Genomic DNA, 1,937 nt, shown 5'->3' with positions numbered 1-1,937 from the left:
ACTGCGACCCCCTCACCGCCTCCGGCGTCTACAAGTCGGGGAACCCGCTGTTAGCACCTGCCTCACATGCTACGTCTCTACACATCACTAATGACTAATGACTAATGACTAATGACTCTTTTGTTGAAAATTTGGTAGCTCCACAGATGCTAGAGACTTTCGCTTTTTGGGTGGACGCTGCGGATAAAGCAGTGGCGAAGGGTCGTTAGTAGCGTGGTCGGTGAAGGGTTCTGGAGAGTCAGCAGTTTTTTGTAATTCGAGGGATGATGATTGTGCTACGTTTACCCAGAAGTCCTCAGTTTCTTCTGGAGAATCGTTAGTCGCCAATGTTTCAGTAATTTTTGGTTCATCTTTGAGGGGTATTACAGAAGTTTCCCAAATAGCTTCACCTGCCTGGGTGCTATTCGCATCTTTTTCAACAGGAGGCTCTGGAGATGTCGATACGGGAGGATTGGCAACAAAAAACATTTGGATAACGCCATCCAATTGCTCTTCTAAGCTTGTCAAACCCAAAGATGAAACTGTTTGAATTTCTGGTTCTGGTGTGTCAACTGATTGCGTTTGTATAGCTGTTTCTTCTGTATCTAAATCGCAAGTGGATGATGAATTTGGTGTGGAGTTATCCCATTGATTTATAGGTAACGCTGGAGTTCCCTTACAAGCATTATCTACACTATTTGTCAAGGATTCTGATTCCACCGACCAAGGTTGAATTGGTTGTGCTTGGCTAAACAAAACGCTAGAGTGTCTGAATGGTCTTGTCTGACTACTGCTTGTGTCGTTATTCTCAAGGGAGTCGTAGCTAGGAACAGGTGTCTCCAGGCACTTTTCCAGAGCAGCTTTGAACTGCAGAGTCTGGCGTTGTTGTCGCATGAGCCTTGTTCGTAGCTCCCGACAAGCACTTTCTGATTGCAATAGTTGGTGGGACTGATCGTTGTAGCTAGATTTCATCAACACACATTCCCGTTCTAACTGTGCAAGGCGTTGTTGACTGATTTCTAGCTGCGTTTTATAGTTTGAGATCAAACTTTCTTGGCGCTGAACAGTTTGTACAGCAGTTTCCAATTGTTGAAATAATGAATTTACTTGGTCTTGAGACGCAGTCAGTTCTTGAGCTTGTTGGTTAAGCATTGACTCTGTGACACTTGAGCGTTTTTTCTGCCACTGCAAAGCCATCTCCGACTCAGTTAAGACACTTTTTAGCTCCTCAACTTTGTCGTACAAATCATTGTTGGCAGAACGTAATTCTTCATTTAATCCCAACAATTTCTTGAACTCAGCGTCTACGAGTTCTTGTTTTTCGCTGTCAGGGTCTGCAACCCAGTCTTGCTGGGGTGTATTTTCTTCTGATAGAATTTGGCTTTCACACTGCTGGTTTTCTGCTGGTGCCAGTAGTGGCAGTTTCGCAGTTGCAGTGTTTTCACTCTTGCTAACTGAGTAAAATGGACAACTCGCCTGCTTTGGTTGCAGTGAATTGCTATCTTGGGGTTGAACAAAATCCCCATTATTTGGGGTGTCAGCTTCATTCATCACTCTCTCTTCACCCACCAGCTATAAAAAAAGAACCACAGACTGCTGTAGCATTATATATAAATCCTGTCTTACCAAAATTTACTATAGAAGGCAAGTATTGCTCCTTCTAAAATACATAAATAAACATGAGTGAATTGTAGCTTTTCCTCGCTACTGTCTGCAAAAACACGCTAAAGTTGTAAAATATTCTTGTTTTTGATGCTGCTATGTGAAAAGCGCGAGAGTACTGCAACCACGAGACTCGCGCTTGTTATAGGTGAACGCGTGAGAATTGCTCAACCTATATCGCAATATCGCCTTTTTGGGATATGAGCCTTTAACTAGCGCAAGAAACCCTCCGGGAACGCGGGTCGCCTGACGCCACATTCTTCAACGGGGGGAACCCCCGCACAGAAGTGGCTCCG

1 protein-coding gene is annotated in these 1,937 nt (G+C 44.2%); it reads right to left on the bottom strand.

From position 1 onward, the window contains the following. Positions 1-108: 108 nt before the first annotated feature. Positions 109-1,530: a hypothetical protein gene (locus DP116_RS28045; RefSeq protein WP_169158225.1), complete on the bottom strand. Its 1,422-nt coding sequence runs from the start codon at positions 1,528-1,530 to the stop codon at positions 109-111. Positions 1,531-1,937 lie beyond the last annotated feature (407 nt).

It is taken from the genome of Brasilonema bromeliae SPC951 (assembly GCF_012912135.1).
GTDB lineage: Bacteria > Cyanobacteriota > Cyanobacteriia > Cyanobacteriales > Nostocaceae > Brasilonema > Brasilonema bromeliae.
Note: the sequence above shows the minus strand (reverse complement) of the source record. Positions and strands in the feature narration are given on the sequence as shown.

Coding starts and splice junctions, on each gene's coding strand:
- DP116_RS28045 (WP_169158225.1), bottom strand. CDS start 1,530: ATGAATGAAGCTGACACCCCAAATAATGGGGATTTTGTTCAACCCCAA.